The organism is uncultured Adlercreutzia sp. (assembly GCF_958431955.1).
GTDB lineage: Bacteria > Actinomycetota > Coriobacteriia > Coriobacteriales > Eggerthellaceae > Adlercreutzia.
In genome coordinates this window covers 61955-79580 of sequence record NZ_CAUASN010000008.1, presented here as the reverse complement: position 1 = coordinate 79580, position 17626 = coordinate 61955, and the positions used below count along the sequence as shown (strand labels likewise).

Here is a 17626-nt window from a genome sequence, read left to right as displayed (position 1 = left end):
CCGCGGTCCACCTCGCAGATCCACTCGGCCACGTGGTCGAGGAAGTAGCGGTCGTGGGTGACGGCGAGCACCGCGCCCGGGTAGGTCTTCAGGAACTGCTCGAGCCACAGCACGCTTTCGGCGTCCAGGTGGTTGGTGGGCTCGTCCAGAAGCAGCAGGTCGGGGGCCTCGAGCAGCAGGCGGCAGAGCGCCACGCGGCGCCGCTCGCCGCCGGAGAGGATGCTCACCGGCGCGTCAGGGTCGGGGCACTGCAGCGCGTCCATGGCCTGGGAGAGCTGGGAATCGAGGTCCCACCCGTTGGCGGCGTCGATCTCGTCCTGCAGGCGGCCCATTTCCTCCATGAGCGCGTCGAAGTCGGCGTCGGGCGCGGCCATCTCCTCGCCGATCTGGTTGAAGCGCTCCACCTTGGCGAGCACATCGGCGAAGGCCATCTGGATGTTCTCGAGCACCGTCTTGTCCTCGTCGAGCGGCGGCTCCTGCTGCAGGATGCCCACGGTGTAGCCGGGCGTGAGGCGCGCCTCGCCGTTGGAGACCTCCTCCAGGCCGGCCATGACCTTGAGCAGGGTAGACTTGCCCATGCCGTTGGGGCCCACGACGCCGATCTTCGCGCCGGGGTAGAACGACAGCGTGACGTCGTCCAGAATAACCTTGTCGCCCACCGCCTTGCGGGCCTTGTACATTTGGTAGATGAACTCTGCCATAGTGCTCCTGTTCCGTCGCTTACGAAAAGCATAGTTAAATGTTCGCTCAACATGCTATTTTCTCACGCTTCTCGCTTCACGTTCCCCGAAACCCTCGCAACTCGGTAAATACCCACGATGTTCGTTTCTCCTTGGGCCGCTGGGACGATGGTGGCGAATGTGCCCTGTCTCACGATTTCCTCGCAATTCGAAATGGGCTTGCTGCGTTGTTGCGCAACGATTTTTTTCGAAGCGATGGTAAAAGTAGGGCACCCCATTGAAAGGAGTGGTTGTGAAAAGAGGACTGAAGGGAATGCTGGCTGTCGCTATCGCTTGTGCGCTTTCCGTTTGCCTGGGAGGATGCGCTTCGGGTTTCATGATGAGCGAGGGGGAGTCGCGCGCCGCCGATGATCTGGAAAAGCTCGTTGGCATGGCGAAGGCGCCGGACACTTTCGTTTTGCGTGGCGATGTCATCCACATAAGCGCCGATGCGGAGGCCGATGATCCGGGTGACTATACTTTTATCGAGTACAGTGCCGAAAACGGCTTCGGTACTCCGCTGAGGGGTGTCGCCATGTTCAAGGATCATAGATATATTGGAGATATGAACGAGGAGGCCGAGGCTTCAGCAGGTGCTTCCGATGCAGAAATTGACGAGTTGTTAGAGATTAACGAAACGAAGTTGGTTTATCTGGAGTGGAACCTTGGTGGAAGGGAGAACACCGACCATGTGGTAGGGGAAGTAATTGATGGCGGCAAACTCGCCAGCAAAGTTGGTGTTGAGTTCAAACGGGTAGAGTAGCGGCTTCGGACTTGCTCTCGCCAATTATTTCGGGAAAGCGAATTTGCAAGGATTTTTACTGACTTTCCTCGGTTGACAACGGGGTTTTCGGTATGCTTGTTAGATGCTTGGGGAAGGAGGAGGCAACAAGGCCTCCTCCTTGCTTTGTTTTGCAAGACACTAGTTCAGTTTCTAATTCCGCCGCCTATTCGCAAAGGATTTCAATATGCCCCAACCGTCGTTTCGCATCCTGTTTGTGTGCCATGGGAATATCTGCCGGTCGACGATGGCCGAGTTCGTGTTGAAGGATATGGTGGCCCGTCGCGGGTTGGCCGATGAGTTCGAAATCGCGTCGGCGGCCACGAGCACCGAGGAGATCGGAAACCCGGTGCACCCGGGCACGGTGGGGGAGTTGCGCCGCCACGGCATCGGCGGATTCGAGAAGAAGCGGGCGCGCCAGCTGCGCCGGGCCGACTACGAGGCGTTCGACCTGATCGTCGGTATGGACGAGGCGAACATGCGCAACATGGGCCGCATGCTCGGGGGAGATCCGGCGGGCAAGCTGCACAAGCTGCTCGAATTCGCCGGCAGCACGCGCGATGTGGCCGACCCCTGGTACACGGGCGACTTCGACACCACCTACGAGGACGTCTGCGACGGCTGCACGGGCTTGCTGGGGTATCTGGGCTTCTGATGCTCGGGCTCTCAGCCATGGGGGGAGCACCTGCTTGAGCCGAAAGCGGCCACTCGTTTGCGGAAAGTCGCCATTTCGGTGCTATGGGGACTGCGATGGTAACGGTCGGCTGTTATGAGAGCGAAAGTGACCAGGTGTTTTGCGAGATCTCCCGAATTGCGAGCGTGACATTGGCCTGAAAGCGGTGCCGGAAGGGCGACTTTCCGCAAACGCGTGGCGCTTTTTCGCTCAGTTTGTCCAAAATGGCGACTTTTCGTTATTTGGTGGCAGCGAATGGCCTCATGGTGGCTTGCACGGGTCGCGGGTCTTCTCGGGATGCCTCCCAGCCGGGGACGGCCTGCCGGGATGCGGGGGAGGCTGCTACTTCCCAAGCAGGTGCCGCAGGGCGGCGACGGGGTGGTGGCGGAGCATGCGGGGGCCGGCGTAGCGCATGACGGCGCGGATCTGCTCGCGCTCGGCGGGGGCATAGCAGTGGTTGCCGCATTCCTCGCAGCTCGTCTTGCGGTGCATCGACCGGCAGCGCTCGGTGCGCGCCACGCAGTAGTCGTCGAGGGCCTTGCACGCGGGGCAGAGCGGCTCGCCCGCGAAGCTCGACTCGGTGCGCTCGGCGGCGTCGTGGTTTCCAGCGCAGTAGATGGCCACCATCTGGGAGATGGTGCGCTTCTCGCGCTTGCGGCGGCGAGCGACGGCCGGGGTGTCGGGTGTTCTTGCCATGGGGCGAACTTTAGCAAATGAGCGCGGTGTTTCTCAGGCGCGCTGCAAAACTACATAGCGGTTGAGGTTGCCCGCCTTCCCGTCGGCGGAGAAACGGGTCACCTCGCGGAAAGCAGGGTCGGGGGAGCCGGCCCGGGCCAGTTCTCGTTCGGCGGTTGCGAGAAGAGCGTCTATTTCGCTGTCGGGTGCGTGGTGGCAAAAGCGGTAGATGTGCTGGGTTTCCTGCCAGCCGAGGAGGAAGTCGTTTTCCCGGAAGGGCGGCAGGCCGCGTTCGGCTCGGCCCTCAGCGGTGGTGGCTTGAGCCTTGGCGGCAAGGCGAGGGTCGTTGAGGAACTGCCAGAAGGACACGATGGCGAACCCGCCGGGACGGAGAGCGCTTATGAGCTCTTGAAGAACGCGGGCACGGAGGGCGAGCGTGGGCAAGTGGTGCATGAGTCCGAAAGCCACCGCGAGGTCGCAGGTGCTGCGAGGGAGGTAGTCGGCGAGGGCGTCTTCCAGAAGCGACTTCACGATATCGATGTGTCGGAAATCGACAGCGACAGGCCTGCGGGCCGCGGGACCCTCCTCCGCATGCGGGGGTGTCGCGTTCTCGGGGTTGTCGGCGAAAGTGCACTGGCGGCCCGCAGCGTTGGGAGGCGCGGGGTTCGACGCGGGTTGCCGGCTGCCCTTCACCAGAGGAGCGCAGTTGTCTATGGCCGTGACGGCAAGGGGGCCGGTCGTCCTTTCTGCCAAGAAGCGCTCGAAGCGCAAATTGCCGCAGCCGAGGTCGAGCACCGAGAGGGCCCGGGCGGCAAAGGCCGGGTCTGCGGCGACGATGGTATCCCATGCCCGCTCCCAACCGTGCCAAGGCGATTGGCGCGTGGCCGAGAACGAGGTGGCCTCGCGGGCGTAGAACTCGCTTGTGAGGGCGTTCAGCTGGCGGATGGTCGCGGCATCGTAGCTCATAGCGGCCGCCTCTGGTACAGGCCGGAGTCGATGAAGCCCAGCTGCCGATAGTACGCGCGGGTGCCCACGGCACTGATGACGTTCACGGCGCCGTAGCCAGCCTCGGCTGCCTGGCGGCAGGCTTCCTCCACGAGCTTGCGGCCGAGGCCCAGGTGCTGGGTCCCCTCGCCGGTGCGGTGCAGGGCGGCCACCTTCCCGTAGACGTGCACCTCGCGGATCATGGCCTCGCCCAGTGCGGGGAAGGGGGCGTTAGGCCGTTTCGACAGAAGCGTCTGGTCGGGCAGCGACAGACGGCAGAAGCCGGCGATCTTGTTCTCGGGGGTGACCCATTGCAGGAAGCGCTCCTCGGTGTTCGAGGTGCGGTAGGCGATGGTCTCCAGGGAAAGGTCGTCCAGAGATGCGCCCTCGACGGAGATCTCGCGTGAACGAATTTCGCGCACGGCGGCCGAGGAAGAGCCTATGGGGAAAGGGGCGCTCGCGGCGGCCTTCTGCACGGCATCGCCCTCGGGGATGCCGCCGTCCTTCGGCTCGTCGGGAGTCTCGGGCGCCGCCGCATCGCCCTGCACGGCGGCGTCCACGATCTGCCGCAGGTTCGTCTTCTTGTTGCCCGCGAGGATGTCGGTGGCGGAAATGTCGCGGATCATGCGCGAGATGCGAGTCCAGGGCGGCGTGGCGAGCACGTCGGCCGCCAGCACGCCTACCAGCTCCTCTTCGGTGTAGGGGCGCCACTGTCCGCTCTCGTAGGCCTCGGTCAGGCGGGCGCTTTCCACGAGGCAGCAGGGGTACAGCTTCACCTCATCGGGCAGAAAGCGCGCATCGGTCACGAGGCGCGCGTAGTCGGCAACGTCGCCTTCGGGTGTGGCGCCGAGCAGGTTTGCCATGAAGTGCACGTGGCTTTTGAAGCCCCACAGGCGCAGGCAGGCCATGGCCTGCGCGATGCGCTCGGAGGTGATGGCGCGCCCGTTGGCGGCGAGCAGGTCATCGCGCAGGCTTTGGATGCCGATCTGCACCTTGGTGCAGCCGAGCGCCCGCAGCGTGCGGCAGCTTTCGGGCGTGACGAGGTCGGGGCGCGTTTCCACCACGAGGCCCACGACACGCTTGGCGGCGCTCTCGTTGGCGCGGTGCAGGGCGAAAAGGTCGTCCCAGGAAACCTCCTCGCTGCCGTCTTCCCGTCGAGGCGGATGCTGATCTGCCCTCGGGGCTTTTGCCGCCGCCCCGAAAAGCGCTCCCTGGGCGGCTTCGTCCCCGAAGGCCTCTCTTCTGTAGACGATCCCCCAGGCTTCGTTGTAGGTGAGCTCCCCGGTGTTGATGCGCTGCTGGATGGCGGCTGTGGCCTCAGTCAATTCGTCCCGTTCGCGGGGAAGGTCTTGCGCCTCGTACCACGCGCGGCGCTCCGCCGCCTCAGCCGCGCGTTCCTCGTCGCCCGCGTTTAGCGCACGGAACAGCTCGCCGATGAACCAGCGCTGGTAGGCCTCGGGGTAGTCGCTCCAGGTGCCGCCGAGCACGATGAGCTCCACCTTATCGGTCACGTGCCCCATGTCCGTAAGGGCGCGCAGACGGGCAGCTACCTGCAGGTAGGGGTCGAACCAGCAGCGCTCGGCGCGCTGGCAGGCGGGCTCGTCGGCCAAATAGCTCTTCGGCATGCGGATGTCGCTCGGGCAGAACACGCAAGCGCCCGAACAGGGCCACGGCTTGGTGAGCACGGTGATAGTGGCCACGCCCGAGGCGGTGCGCCGGGGCTTGGCCTGCAGAAGGCGCATGAGGGCCGCGTCGGTGGCCTCGCTCACGTTCCACGACGCCCAGCGCTCGGGCTCGTCGGCGCGCACGCGCAGGTAGTAGGGGAGCAGGCGCCGCTTCGCCACCTGGCGCGTGCCGTCGCGAGCGGCGCGGTTGTGGCGCCGCACCAGCTTGTCGAGCCAGAGGGCGTCAACGGCCTCGCCCGCATCCAGGGCAGCGATTATTTCGAGCAGCGCGTCTTCCATAATGATGGGCTAAGCATAGAGGGAGTTACGTGTCGGTTACGCAGCGATTGGCGCAATTTGGCAAGTTTCCTTCGTTTTCCAACATAATCGTTCGCGAAGAGAGCTGATTGAGCCCGAAAGGATATGTTTTCACGGGCGAAGAGCCCCTCCAGCGTTCCTGATGGAGGTGCCGGAGGGACTTCGTGTTGGAAAACGACGAAAACTTGCCAAAAACCGAGCAATCCGCCGCCTGCAGTGGTCCCGATGGCGGAAAGCCGTTGCCTACAGAGCGGCCTTGATGGCGGAGAGCAGCTCGTCGTAGGTCTCCAGGGCCGGCAGCTCCGGATGCTCGGCCTTGATGGCATCGGTGGAGCGGAAGAGGAACCCGGCCTTCGAGTTCAGGATCATGCCCAGATCGTTGTGGGAGTCGCCGGCGGCGATGGTCTCGATGCCGCAGGAGTGCAGGGCGCGCACTGTGGTGAGCTTGCTCTCGGGGCAGCGCATGCGGAAATCGGTGATGGTGCCATCGTCGGCTACCACGAGCTCGTTGCAGAACAGCGTCGGCCAGCCGAGCTTCTCCATGAGCGGGCGGGCGAACTGCTCGAAGGTGTCGGAGATGATGATGACCTGGGTGAGCGCGCGCAGCTCGTCGAGGAACGCGCGGGCGCCCTCCATGGGGTCGATCTTCGCGATGACGGCCTGCACGTCGGGCAGGCCCAGCCCGTGCTCGGCGAGAATGCCCAGGCGGAAGGCCATGAGCTTGTCGTAATCGGGCTCGTCGCGCGTGGTGCGTTTCAGCTCGGGGATGCCCGACTCCTCGGCAAAGGCAATCCAAATCTCGGGGACCAGCACGCCTTCCAGATCGAGGCATACGACGTTCATGGCACACTCCTCACGCACGGGGCTTTCGATGGGGAAAGCGTATCCGATGAGGGGGAAGATCGTGTTTCGGAACGGGAAAATCTCCGCTCGGCGGCGGCCGCGGGCGCGCGGAGCGGCGCGGTGGTGCACGGACTGCTGCCGTGGGTCTGTCGCCGGCGCGCAGCGGGGCGGGGCGGTTGCCATCGATCGCCGTTGAGAGGCGCGCGGCGGAGGCGCTTTGGGGCGCATCGGTCGCAGGAGGGCGGCGCGGTATGGTCGTTGCCCAGCTGTTGCGCCTGCGCCGCGCCGGTTCCTGCTATACTGGGCGCGTTTTGCCGTCAGCTGCCCGCGGAGCCGTCCCCGGGCGTCGAGAGGAGGCCCCGTGCACGACACCGCGTCCATCTTCCACGCCGATTTGGCCGTGCCCGCCGTCATTCGCACGGCGCCGGGCATCTTCGTGCAGGGGCGGCGCATCCGCTCGCTGGTGTTCTCCACCGATCTGGCCGTCATCTGCCACTGCGACGCCGACGCGGTGCTCGCGGTATACCCCTTCACCTGCCAGCCGGCCATCACCCAGGCGCTCGTAGCCGCCTCGCAGCGACCGGTGTTCAACGGGGTGGGCGGCTCCATCACCCACGGCGAGCGCTGCGTCGAGGTGGCGCTCCACTCCGAGATGCAGGGCGTGGCCGGGGTGGTGGTGAACACGAGCATCCCCATCGATACGGTGGAGGCGCTCGCCGAGCGCTTGAACGTGCCCGTGGTGGTGACGGTGTGCGCCTACGACGCCGTGGCTGCCCGGCAGATCGAAGCGGGGGCCACTATGGCGAACGTGGCTGCGGGGGCCCGCACGGCCGAGGTGGTGGCGTCGCTGCGCAGCCGCTACCACGAGCTGCCCATCATCGCCACGGGCGGTCGCACCGACGAGGCCATCGCGCGCACCATCGAGGCCGGCGCGGACGCCATCAGCTGGACGCCGCCCGACATTCGCGTGCTCGAGCGCGCCGTCATGGAGAAGGCCCGCCGCCTGGCTGCCGAGCAGCTGGGGGCGTAGGCGCAGGGCGGCTGTCGACCGGCAGCCGGTCGGCGTCTGCTGCTCGCCGGCCGCGGGGCGCTCGTCCTGGCGGCGACTGCCCGCCCGGTCGGCCACGGGGCGATGCGTCCCTCTGTCGGCAGGGTGCATCATCGGCGTAAACAACCTACTGGCAGACAACAACTAGAGCTCTCGATGCCGTTCGCTTCCGAATGGCTCCGCGCTGCACCCGGAAATATAGTGAAAACACTATTTGAATCGTCGACGGGGCGTTTTCTAGAATAGATTCCAGCGTCCTCGTTTTGCACGCGGGAAGGAAGGAGAGCACTATGAAACATTGGAAGAGGCCAGTGGCTGCCGTGATTGCCGCAGGGCTTATACTGGCCTGTGCGGCCTGTGCGCCTCAGGGCAAGCCCGTGGCCGAAACCGGCAATGTCGACGCGGCGGTGGAGGCTGCTCCGGCGCCGGCCGGGGCGGTCATTCAGACCTATAACACGAGCTGGGAAAAGTGGCAGAATGAGTATCCGGACCAGTATGCGACCTTCATCCGGGGTATCGACGACGTAGAGGACTGGGACGGCAAGGTTCACGGGCACGCGGCCCTTTACGCGAATACGATGCATGCCACGTACAGCAAGGACTCCTTTGAGCAGTTCGGCACTTCGTGCGTGGCTTGCAAGTCCACAACGGCAACCGATCTCTATGGCGAGATGGGTATCGACGCTTTCCAGAACAGCGATTGGAAGAAGTACGTGGGCGAAAACGGCGAGAATCTCGATTGGTATGACTGCGGGCTGTGCCATACGGACGGTACGCCGGGCGGCGCCCTGAAGCCGGGCGGCATGGCTGCTGCGGCTTTCGGCGCCCCCCTCTTCGAGCAGGTAACCGACGAGGAGGCCGTGTGCGGCCAGTGCCACAACTACATCGGGGCCGTTTACACTCGCGGCGGACTCATGGCCCAGATGCAAGCAGGTGAGGTGGATCCGGCTTCCGTGAACCCGTGGCGTTATGGCTTCGATCCCGAAAGCCTCATGAAAGCGGCCTTGGAAGATGGGTACCAGATGGCGGAAGACCCCGAGACGGGTATCAAGAACTTCCAGGCGAACCACCCCGAGGTCGAAATCTTCCAGGGCAGTGTGCACCAGCAGCTAGGCATGACCTGCGTTGACTGCCATGGCGTGACCATGACCGGCGACAACGGTCAGTTCACTTCCCACGGTTTCTCGGAGTCGCCTCTTGAAAACCCCGAGGCCCTGGAATACTGCCTGGGCTGCCACAAAGGCCAGGGTGTGGCCGATGCCGATGCCATGAAGGAGTTTGTGGCGGCGGCCCAGCAGAAGATGGCCGAGGCCGAGGAGGGCTACAACGCCAAGAGCGCCCAGCTGCGCGAGCTTATCGTGGCGGCTAAGGCGTCCGGCTCAGCGGACGAGGCCGCTCTGACTCAGGCTAGTGACAATTTCACGAAGGCCGCATGGTTCGTGCGCTACGCCGATGGCGGCGGAGACTTCCCTGGTATGAAGATTGCCCACAACCCCGAGAGCGAAATAGACTATGTGGAGCGCGCCGTGGTGCTTGTGGACGAGGGCATAGCGCTTCTGTCCTGAGTTCCGGCGGCGAGCAAGCGTTAACTCGTCTGCCAACTGAGGCTTTTGCTCTGGCGGCGCGCCCTGGCGAATTCGGCTGGGGTGCGCTGCCGTTGCTGTATTTGGATTGGCGGCGTGATTGGGTGAGGCGCACTGGTGCGAGAGATGCCAGTTGCCCGGAGGTGGTGAGGGGGTTCGATGACGACGAGGAAGAACCAGGTGGGTCTTTGGCTGCGTTTCGCTCTGCTTCTCGGCATGGCGGCCGTGGTGGTGTTCGCCGTCTACTTTGCCTGGGAAGCGCAGTCGGAGGCAGCCGAGAACGAGCGTCGCGCATTGGCGGAGGCGCGAGTGCTGAGTGCCCAAATGGACTCCAGCTGGGACTACATCGACTCCATCCAGGAGCGTATCAACTACTCCCACGGCGAGTTCGACTTCAAGGGCGTGTACTGCTCAATGGCGGGCAAGGCCATTGCGCAGCGGTTCACTAATCGCACCGACTACTCCATCCGCTACGTGCGTGAAAATCCCCGTTCGGTTACTGATGTCCCCGACTCCTTCGAGGCGAAGGCCCTTGACGCGTTTCGTCAGGGGCAAACGGAGTACTACGCCATGGTCGACATGGACGGCGAGCCGGCATTCCGCTATGCCTCGGCTCTTGCGATCGAGACGGGCTGCCTGTCGTGCCACGGGCGGCCGGCCGGCGAGAAGGACGTGACGGGCTTTTTCCGAGAGGGCATGCAGCTGGGCGATTTGGCGGGGGCGGTGTCCATCGTGCTGCCTATGGGCGTCATCGAGGCGGAGTCGCGAGCAGATTTGGTCGCGGCCGTTGTGTTTTTCTGCATCCTCATGCTTACGGTGACGGTGCTTTTGGGCTGGGGCCTAAGTCGCTGGGTGACAGCGCCCATTGTGAGCGAGAACGATAAGCTGCGCCGAGAGGCGGAGAGCCAATCGAATTTCCTGACCATCGTCACCCATGAGCTGAAGACCCCTCTCGCCGCAATCGTCGCTCTCACGGAGCTGTGGCGCCGCCGCGGGGGAGCGGCTCAAGACAGCGATATCGTGGACGATATCGAGATGAACAGCCAGATCCTCCTCGGTCAAATCAACAATCTGCTGGATACGGCGAAGATGGACGAGGGGAGCTTCGCTTTGGTCGTTGAGGACGTAGATATCTACGACGTCGTGGCCGCCGTGCGCCGCGTGGCCGATCCTTTGGCCCAAAGCAAAGAGATCGCCTTTACTGCCATAGTGGCACCCGGTGTGCCCGTTGTGCGTGCCGATCGGGAGATGCTGCGGCGCGTAATGCTGAACCTTGTGGGCAACGCGATACGCTATACCGAGGCGGGTGGCGCGGTGGTTCTGCGTCTTTCCTGCGAAAGGGGCATGCTGGTGATCGCGGTGCTCGATACGGGCGAGGGCATAGCACCCCAGGACGTGGCACGCGTGTTCGACCGCTTCGTTGGCAAACCCGGATCTCAGCGCACCGGAGAAGGCGGCACGGGGCTGGGTCTGTCCATCGTGAAGCGTTACGCGGAGGCAGCTGACGGGACGGCCGAGGTGAGAAGCGAAGTGGGGCGTGGAAGCGAGTTCACCGTGAGGATTCCCGTAGAAGCGGCGGAGGAAGGAGACGTTCGATGACCAAGAGGGAGCGAGCGCTCGTTCTGGTGGCCGACGACGACGCCACGCTGCGACGCACCACTGCGGAGCTTTTGGAGCGGCATGGCTATGATTGCGTGCAGGCCCGTCATGGAGAAGAGGCGCTGAGCCTGTGCTTGTCCGTGAAACCAGACCTAGTGGTGCTGGATGTCATGATGCCAAAGCTGGATGGCTTCGAGGTTCTATCGCGTTTGCGCGAGGTGGATAGCGTGACCCCCGTTCTCTTTCTATCGGCTAAAGGGGATATCGTCGACAAGCGCACGGGCTTTCACCTCGGCGCCGACGACTACATGGTGAAGCCCTTCCTTGCCGAAGAGCTGCTGCTCCGCGCCGAGGCCATACTGCGTCGACAGGAGGTGCTCAGCGGGTCGCGAGAGGCCCATCAGGCCGGTTCGGTGACCGTGGGAGAGCTCACCGTAGATCTGCGTCACGGAGAGGTGATGGTCGGCGGGCGCAAGGTTGACCTTACGCCAAAAGAGCGCCGCATCATGTGCGTACTGGCCGAGCATCAAGGGCGCACGTTCACTCGCGACGAGCTCATCGAGGCGGTGTGGGGCGCAGAATATGTGAGCTCCTCTATTAGCATCCCCGTGTATATGCGCAATTTGAGGGAGAAGCTGGAGCCCGACCCCACTGCTCCCGTGTACTTGCAGACAGTGTGGGGGCAAGGCTACCGCCTGGGAGGTGCCTAGCTGGCCAGCAAGAGGACGCTCTCGGGAAAGAGCCTTTTGATCGGATGCCGTTGCTCTTGCGTCCCTCCGCCGGCAGGGTGCATCGCTAGTCTTTGAGCATCCTCTTCACCAGGTAGCCCTCGCGGATGCCGTACTTGCATACCGTCACGTCCTCGCCGCCGAGCGTGGCCATGAGCGTGCGTACGATGACCATGCCCGGCACGAGCGTGTGCACGCGGTCGGGCGATGCCTTCACCGCGGCGTGGGCGAAGGCGGCCTCGTCGTTCTTTAGCAGGTCGAACAGGGCGTCCAGGGCGCTGCGCTCGATGCGCGCGGGCTTGGCGGGCATGCCGAGGGCCTGGGCCTGCATCTTCACGATGGCCCGCACCGACCCTCCGATGCCATAGAAGTGCTGGTGCCGGAAGGCCCGCGAGAGCCCGGCTTCCTCCAGGAGGGCGCGCAGGTGCTCGGCGATGGCGGCGCACTCCCGCGCGTCGGGCAGCACGAGCCGCACGAACTGCGCGTAGGACGACACGCTGCCCAGAGGCAGGCTCACGCTGCCCGCGTCCTTCTCGGCGCGGCCCCGGTCGGTGAGCGCCGTCAACTCGGTCGAGCCGCCGCCGATGTCGATGAGCGTGCCGGAACCCAGGTTTTGGCCGATGGCTGCCCCCGCCAGGCCGAGCGCGGCCTCCTCCGCGGCCGACAGCAGCACGATGGGCCGCCCGATGATCGCCTCGATGGCCGCTACGGCCGCTTCCGAGTTCGAGCAGTTGCGCAGCACGGCGGTGGCGAAGATGTCCACGCGGTCGCAGTCGAGGTTGCGCGCGATGCGCAGATGCCCCTCCAGGATATCGGCCGCCCGCGCGATGCCCGCATCGGTGAACCGTCCCGCTTCCACATAGGCGGCAAGCCCCGCCATCTTCTTCTCGTCGGCCAGGGTGCGGAAGGGCTTGGGACTGCTCGCGTCCCGTTTCGCTTCGTAGATGACCAGCCGCACGGAGTTCGATCCGAGATCGATGACGCCGAGTCGGGGCATGGGGCTCCTTTCGCCGGGGTTGCGGTTGCCGCCGCGCCGCCCGGGTCTGGCGGCGGACGGTGCCTATTGTAGCGCGGCCCCGGGCCGATCGTCGCGCAGGACGCCGCCCCGCAGCGACGGGAGCGGCATGGGGGGCGGCATATGGGGGCGCGGGCGCCGCCATGAGGCAGAACAAGGGCCGTCCGCGCTGTGGAGGTGAGTCGGACGGCCCTTGGGAGGGGGAGATGGCGTGCCAGGTCGCGCGATCTCGCGCTAGTTCGCGATGACCACCCGGTAGTGGGCGTTGTCGCCGCAGCAGGTCTGCAGGATGACGGACTCGCCGTAGCCGGTCACGTGGGACTGGATGTCCTCCCAGTAGGTGTCGTCGGGCACGACGAACTCGTCCACCACGTAGTAGGTGCGCGCGTCGCCGTTGCTGTCGCAAACGGTGACCGGGTCGCCGTTCTTCAGGGTCATCACGCAGGTGAACGACCCGGGGTTGTGGCCGATGAAGTAGCCCCAGCTGCCGTCGGTGGTGCTGTCGGAGCCCATCCACAGGCCGGCGCCGCTCGACGGGGCCGAGGCGCTCTCGTAGGAGTCCACGTAGCCCATGACGTCGCCGTTCACGTTGATGGTGGCAGCCGCCATGGCATCGGGCTCGGTCACCTCCTCGGGGGAGATAGTCTCCAAGGGCTCGGTGACGTCCACCTCCTCCACGTCTGCGACCTCCTCGGGCTCTTCGGCCTCGGCGGCCTCCTCGGCCGCGGGCTCTTCCTCGGCAGCCTCGTCGGCGCTCTCGGCGGCGGCGCTGTGGTCCTTGGCGATGGCCGCGCGGTCGGCTACAGCCTCGAGGGCCAGCTCGTCGTGGATGGCGTCGAATTCGGTGGCCATGGCGACGGCCTCCTCTTGGTCCTCGTACACGATGATGGAGGCCACTTGCTTGGTGATGGAGGTGTCCTGGGCCTTCTCCGGCATGGGCGCGGAGGTCGGGTCGGTGTCGGGCTCAATGGCGAAGGCGAGCCCCGTGGCCAGGCACAGCGCCGCCACGCTCGCCACCGATGTTGCGATAACCTTCGGTACCTTCTTCATGGTCTTCTTCCTTTCACGAGGCCTGCCAGGGGGTGGCCGGGCCGATTCGCTGGTGTTCCGAACCTCTCGTGTCGCCAGGACGCCGAGGTGCATCCTGACAGGAACTATCATAGGGCCCTAAGGTCATAAATAGCCTCTGAACTGGCCACTGTTGGATGCCTGTATGCGCGGGATAACTTTTCTGGCAGAAAGCAACCGCCCTGAAACGCGCCCGTTTCCGACGCGTCGCCTTTGTTGACACCGCGCAAATGGGAACCCCCGCGAATGCGGAGAAACGAAGGAGGGAAGACCGCGCAAGCGGCAGGGGAAGGGCCGCTGCCGTCCCGCCGGGGGGCGCGGCCGTAGAAAATTCACGGAGGGCGGGCGTTTCGCTGGGCAGGTTGGGCGGCTTCCCCTATAATGTATCGGCTGAGAATTCCAACGGAAGCAACCGCGCGACCGCGCCTCGAGGCCGCGAGCGCACCTACGAACGAGCTCGAAACGCACGACAGACGAACAAGAGGTTGATCTCCATGGGAACCTACGAAGACGATTACGGCGCTCCCGAGGGCGCGCCCGAGTACCCGCAGACGGCGCCCGCTGCTCCCCGGGCCGCGCAGGGGTCGCGCGGCAAGATAACCACGCGTCCCTCCCGCGAGAGCATTCTGCAGTCCTACGCCTCCCAAGATGAGATGCGCGCGCGCAACGCGCGGCTGCGCTCCCAGCAGCAGGCCCAGTCCACGGCCGCCAGCGCGGCCCAGCGCGATGCCGACCGCGCCGCCCGCCAGGAGGCGCTCGCGGCCCAGCAGCGCGAGCAGGAGGCCTACCGCGCCCAGCGCGACGCCGACCGCGCCTCCCGCCGCGGCCAGGGCCCCCAGGGCGCTCCCACCTCGCGGCGCACTCGGGTGGTGCCCCCGTTGTCGTCCCAGGAGAGCTACGATCTGACGCGCTCGTCCATGGAGAGCTACGAGCGTGCCCGCGCCTCCCGCGACGCCCTGTCCGAGACGCGCCGGGGCCGCGCGCTGAACCGCGAGGTCATCGACGGGCGCGGCAGCATCGACTCGCGCACCTTCAACGAGAGCCACCAGATCTCGTCCTACTCCCGCGACGAGCGGGACCGCCACGACCCCATGGTGGACACCGTGGAGGCCCGCACCAGCTGGCGCAGCCGCGCCGGCCAGGGCTTCGATGCCGCCCCCGATGCGGGCGCGGCCCACGGCATGGCGGCGCCCCTGCGCCCGCGCGGCTCGCGCGCCAGCGACGTGGGCTTCTCGGGCGTCATGAGCGGTCGGGCCAACTACGGGGCGCCGGCGGGCCCGCTGGCCGGGGTTCCTACCTTCCTGAAGGTGACCGTTCCCATCATTGTTATACTACTCGCCATCGTCATTTACCTGGTGGTGTTCTAGAAAAGGCAACTCATGTACGCGAAACCGACCTGCCCGACCCCGCTTAAAATCGTCATCCTGGCCATCATCGTCGTCGAGCTGGCCTTCATCGGCTTCACCCTGGTGAGCCGGGCCTCGGCCGGGGAGGGCGGCACGCCGGCTTCCGAGCCGGCCGCATCCGCCGGCCAGTCGAGCGACCCCGCGGCACCCGGCGCCACCGCCTCGCCGGCCGAGGGCGGCGAGGAGGCCCCGGCCCCCGTGACGCTGACGGTCACCTTCGCCGGCGACTGCACGCTGGGGTCCGACATCAACTTCGACGGCTCGCGCAGTTTCAACAGCAAGTACGCCGAGGTGGAGGATCCCGCCTACTTCCTGCAGAACGTGGCCGAGCTGTTCGGCGCCGACGACCTCACCATCGTGAACATGGAGGGGGCGCTCACGGAGGGCGGCGAGCGCGCCGACAAGGAGTTCGCCTTCCGCGGCAAGCCCGAGTACAGCAAGATCCTCTCCTCCGCATCGGTCGAGGGCGCCTCGGTGGCCAACAACCACTCCGGCGACTACGGCGACGAGGGCTACAACGACACCATCGAGGCCCTCGAGGGCGACAACGTGAAGACCTTCGGCTACGACCGCATCGCGTACTTCGACGTGAAGGGCGTGAAAGTGGCGCTGGTGGGCGCCTACTTCCCCGAGGATAGCGACGACAACGAGAAGCAGATGACCGACAACATCGCCGCGGCCCGCGCCGAGGGTGCGCAGCTGGTGCTGGTGTACGTGCATTGGGGCATCGAGCGCGACTACGAGCCTACCGAGGACCAGCTCGCCATGGGCCGGGCCGCCATCGACGCCGGCGCCGACCTGGTGGTGGGGGCGCATCCCCATGTCATCCAGGGCTGGGAGGTCTACCAGGGCCGCTACATCGTGTACAGCCTGGGCAACTTCTGCTTCGGCGGCAACACCAACCCCGAGGACAAGGACTGCATGATCTTCCAGCAGACCTTCACGGTGACCGGCGACGAGGTGGCGAAGGACAATGACGTGGACTTCATCGCCTGCTCGGTGTCGTCGGAGGACGACCGCAACACCTACCAGCCCACCATCGCCGAGGGCGACGAGAAGGCGCGCATCGACGCGAAGATCCAGGAGGCCGCCGACGCCGTCGCGCAGATGGCCGCCAACCTGCCGCAGGCCGATACGGGTGACGACACCTCGGCCGGCGCCGAGGACGAGAGCGCGGAGTAGGATCTGCCGATAGCCCATCAACAGAAGAGGCCCGCTCGATGAGCGGGCCTTTATGCGTTCAGGGCGTCTGGCGCGGTCGGCCCTTCAGCGACTCACCGCGTTGTGCGCAGGATACGAGGGTGGGGGTGGATGCTAGATGCGGAAGGCGCAGGCGCCGGCGGTGAGACCACCGCCGAAGCCGGCCATGAGCGCGATGTCGCCGACGGCGAGCTTTCCTTCCGTAAGCGCCTCGTTCAGGGCGATAAGGGCGCTCGCGCCCGACACGTTGCCCGTGTGGTCGATGGACACCTGGAAGCGCTCGAGGGGCATGCCCATCTTCTTCGCGGCGTAGCGGATGATGCGCTCGTTGGCCTGATGCGGCACGTAGAGCGCCACGTCCTCGGGCGTGATCTGGGCGCGGGAGAGCGCCTCGTCGATGCAGCGCACCATGGCCGAGGTGGCGAACTTGAACACGGGCTGGCCGGCCATGCGCATGTAGGGGTCGCAGGGCGTCTCGGCGGCTGCGCGCGCGGCCTCGTCGCTCACGGCGTCGAAGGGCAGCGGGCGGTCGCAGAAGGCGCTGTCGCACAGGAGCACGCGGTCGGTGTCGTCGGTGTTCTCCATGTAGCTGGAGAGCATGCCGTCCTCGTCGTCGCGCCACTCCATCACCACGGCGCCGGCGCCGTCGCCGAACAGGATGCACGTGGCGCGGTCGTCCCAGTCTACCAGGCGGCTGAGGCGCTCGGTGGCCACCACCAGGATGCGGCGCAGGGGGTTGCGGCGCGGCGTGCGGCCCGCGGCCTCGGCGGCGGCGATGTCGGCGGCGGAGGCGGCCAGCAGCATGTCGGCGGTGGAGGTGCCGTACACGCAGCCCGAGCAGGCGCAGGACATGTCGTAGCACACCGCGTTCACGGCCCCGATGCGCTCGCGGATGAGGGCCGCCTGGGAGGGGAAGGCCGCGTCCGGCGTGATCGTGGGGCAGATGATCATGTCGAGGGAGGCCGCATCGATGGCGCCTTTTTCGCGCTGCCAGCCGCCCTCGGCCTGCCCGAGGGCCCGCAGCGCCGTCTCGGCGCCCAGATCGGTGCCGGTCTCGTGCACGGCGATGGCGCGGGTGTGAATGCCCGTGCGGGGCACGATCCACTCGTCGGTGGTGTCCACGATCTGGCCGAGCTCGTCGTTGGTGACGATGCGCGCCGGCAAAGACTTCCCCGAACCGATAATTACGCTGCCCACAGCTGTTCCTTTCCCGACAAATGCCCGCTCCTGCGCTATGATACTGCCTGCAGGAAAAGGCAAGTTTCTCCATCAGCAATAAGATGTTTGGTGAAGATTTTAGACGCGCAGTCAGTTTTTTAGGC

16 protein-coding genes are annotated in these 17626 nt (G+C 65.6%); 8 read left to right on the top strand and 8 right to left on the bottom strand.

Features of this window, described 5'->3' with window-relative positions; all coding sequences use genetic code 11:
- On the bottom strand, window positions 1–701 hold a 701-nt coding region (locus Q5064_RS04240; RefSeq protein ID WP_302962543.1), incomplete at its 3' end, for an ATP-binding cassette domain-containing protein.
- A gap of 271 nt (window positions 702–972) precedes the next feature.
- Here Q5064_RS04240 and Q5064_RS04235 point away from each other — a divergent pair.
- Together Q5064_RS04235 and Q5064_RS04230 are read left to right on the top strand one after the other, a co-directional pair.
- The gene (locus Q5064_RS04235; RefSeq protein WP_302962542.1) at window positions 973–1482 is read left to right on the top strand and encodes a hypothetical protein; all 510 of its coding nucleotides are present in this window, start codon (window positions 973–975) and stop codon (window positions 1480–1482) included.
- A gap of 205 nt (window positions 1483–1687) precedes the next feature.
- Window positions 1688–2155 (top strand): low molecular weight protein-tyrosine-phosphatase, encoded by a 468-nt coding sequence (locus Q5064_RS04230; protein WP_302962541.1) that lies wholly within the window; start codon window positions 1688–1690, stop codon window positions 2153–2155.
- Between the two features lie 360 nt (window positions 2156–2515).
- On the opposite strand, the gene Q5064_RS04225 is transcribed toward Q5064_RS04230, so the two are convergent.
- The 4 genes from Q5064_RS04225 to thrH form a co-directional block, all read right to left on the bottom strand.
- Window positions 2516–2869, bottom strand: coding sequence for a nitrous oxide-stimulated promoter family protein (locus tag Q5064_RS04225; protein ID WP_302962540.1), 354 nt, complete (start codon window positions 2867–2869; stop codon window positions 2516–2518).
- Between the two features lie 33 nt (window positions 2870–2902).
- Entirely contained in the window at window positions 2903–3814 is a 912-nt protein-coding gene (locus tag Q5064_RS04220; protein WP_302962539.1) for a trans-aconitate 2-methyltransferase, read from the bottom strand.
- Complete coding sequence (locus tag Q5064_RS04215) at window positions 3811–5796, bottom strand: elongator complex protein 3 (protein WP_302962538.1); 1986 nt, start codon at window positions 5794–5796, stop codon at window positions 3811–3813. Before Q5064_RS04215 ends, Q5064_RS04220 begins: the two co-directional genes overlap by 4 nt.
- Window positions 5797–6057: 261 nt before the next feature.
- The gene (thrH, locus tag Q5064_RS04210; protein WP_302962537.1) at window positions 6058–6657 is read right to left on the bottom strand and encodes a bifunctional phosphoserine phosphatase/homoserine phosphotransferase ThrH; all 600 of its coding nucleotides are present in this window, start codon (window positions 6655–6657) and stop codon (window positions 6058–6060) included.
- Between the two features lie 361 nt (window positions 6658–7018).
- On the opposite strand from thrH, the gene Q5064_RS04205 reads away from it, so the two are divergent.
- The 4 genes from Q5064_RS04205 to Q5064_RS04190 all read left to right on the top strand — a co-directional run bounded on the left by Q5064_RS04205 (window position 7019) and on the right by Q5064_RS04190 (window position 11597).
- Entirely contained in the window at window positions 7019–7687 is a 669-nt protein-coding gene (locus tag Q5064_RS04205; RefSeq protein ID WP_302962536.1) for a dioxygenase, read from the top strand.
- 308 nt (window positions 7688–7995) lie between these two features.
- Window positions 7996–9270, top strand: coding sequence for an ammonia-forming cytochrome c nitrite reductase subunit c552 (locus Q5064_RS04200; protein WP_302962535.1), 1275 nt, complete (start codon window positions 7996–7998; stop codon window positions 9268–9270).
- Between the two features lie 177 nt (window positions 9271–9447).
- Window positions 9448–10887, top strand: a complete 1440-nt coding sequence (locus Q5064_RS04195; RefSeq protein ID WP_302962533.1) for a DUF3365 domain-containing protein — start codon at window positions 9448–9450, stop codon at window positions 10885–10887.
- Entirely contained in the window at window positions 10884–11597 is a 714-nt protein-coding gene (locus Q5064_RS04190; protein ID WP_302962531.1) for a response regulator transcription factor, read from the top strand. The genes Q5064_RS04195 and Q5064_RS04190 overlap by 4 nt, the downstream gene beginning before the upstream one ends.
- Before the next feature lie 85 nt (window positions 11598–11682).
- Here Q5064_RS04190 and Q5064_RS04185 read toward each other — a convergent pair whose 3' ends face one another.
- The gene (locus Q5064_RS04185) at window positions 11683–12612 is read right to left on the bottom strand and encodes an exopolyphosphatase (RefSeq protein WP_302962530.1); all 930 of its coding nucleotides are present in this window, start codon (window positions 12610–12612) and stop codon (window positions 11683–11685) included.
- A 252-nt stretch (window positions 12613–12864) separates the two neighbouring features.
- Window positions 12865–13680, bottom strand: a complete 816-nt coding sequence (locus Q5064_RS04180) for a hypothetical protein (RefSeq protein ID WP_302962528.1) — start codon at window positions 13678–13680, stop codon at window positions 12865–12867.
- Window positions 13681–14192: 512 nt separating this feature from the next.
- On the opposite strand from Q5064_RS04180, the gene Q5064_RS04175 reads away from it, so the two are divergent.
- Complete coding sequence (locus Q5064_RS04175) at window positions 14193–15065, top strand: hypothetical protein (RefSeq protein WP_302962526.1); 873 nt, start codon at window positions 14193–14195, stop codon at window positions 15063–15065.
- 12 nt (window positions 15066–15077) lie between these two features.
- The gene (locus Q5064_RS04170) at window positions 15078–16286 is read left to right on the top strand and encodes a CapA family protein (RefSeq protein WP_302962524.1); all 1209 of its coding nucleotides are present in this window, start codon (window positions 15078–15080) and stop codon (window positions 16284–16286) included.
- A 132-nt stretch (window positions 16287–16418) separates the two neighbouring features.
- On the opposite strand, the gene Q5064_RS04165 is transcribed toward Q5064_RS04170, so the two are convergent.
- Window positions 16419–17501: a beta-ketoacyl-ACP synthase 3 gene (locus tag Q5064_RS04165; protein WP_302962522.1), complete on the bottom strand. Its 1083-nt coding sequence runs from the start codon at window positions 17499–17501 to the stop codon at window positions 16419–16421.
- Window positions 17502–17626 lie beyond the last annotated feature (125 nt).